1 protein-coding gene is annotated in these 956 nt (G+C 65.8%); it reads right to left on the bottom strand.

All coding sequences use genetic code 11. The features are described from left to right. A partial coding sequence (locus GEI7105_RS29875; RefSeq protein ID WP_144053907.1) for a HEAT repeat domain-containing protein occupies positions 1 to 956 on the bottom strand: 956 nt, incomplete at both ends.

Raw genomic sequence — 956 nt, 5'->3', positions numbered from 1 at the left:
AGGTCTCGACGAGCCGCACCAGCGCCCCGATCGCCATCTCGTTCCCCGCACCGATGCGTCCCAAACTCTCGGCTGCTTTTCGAAGGGTAGAGGCATCGCGAGAGGTCTCGACGAGCCGCACCAGCGCCCCGATCGCCGTCTTGTTTCCGGGATCGATGCGTCCCAACCTCTCGGCTGCTGTTCGAAGGGTAGAGGCATCGCGAGAGGTCTCGACGAGCCGCACCAGCGCCCCGATCGCCGTCTTGTTTCCGGGGTCGATTTGACCCAACCTCTCGGCTACCCACCAGCGGGTGTATTCGTTCCGAGCGGTCTCGACCAGTCGCGTCAGCACCGCGATCGCCGTCTCGTTCCCCGCACCGATGCGCCCCAACCTCTTGGCTGCCTCCCGGCGGGTGTATTCGTCCCGAGCGGTCTCGACCAGTCGCGTCAGCGCCGCGATCGCCGTCTCGTTTCCGGGGTCGATTTGACCCAAACTCTCGGCTGCCTCCCGGCGGGTGTATTCGTCCCGAGCGGTCTCGACGAGCCGCACCAGCGCCCCGATGACCGTCTCGTTCCCCGCACCGATGCGTCCCAAACTCTCGGCTGCTGTTCGAAGGGTAGAGGCATCGCGAGAGGTCTCTACCAGTCGCGCCAGCGCCCCGATCGCCGTCTTGTTTCCGGGATCGATGCGTCCCAACCTCTCGGCTGCCCACCAGCGGGTGTATTCGTTCCGAGCGGTCTCGACCAGTCGCACCAGCGCCCCGATCGCCATCTCGTTCCCCGCACCGATGCGTCCCAAACTCTCGGCTGCTTTTCGAAGGGTGTATTCGTACCGAGCGGTCTCGACCAGTCGCACCAGCGCCCCGATGGCCGTCTCGTTCCCCGCACCGATGCGTCCCAAACTCTCGGCTGCTGTTCGAAGGGTAGAGGCATCGCGAGAGGTCTCGACGAGCCGCACCAGCGCCCCGATCGCCATC

The sequence above is a fragment of the Baaleninema simplex PCC 7105 genome (assembly GCF_000332355.1).
Lineage (GTDB): Bacteria > Cyanobacteriota > Cyanobacteriia > Cyanobacteriales > Geitlerinemataceae > Baaleninema > Baaleninema simplex.
This window is presented reverse-complemented; position numbering and strand designations above follow the sequence as displayed.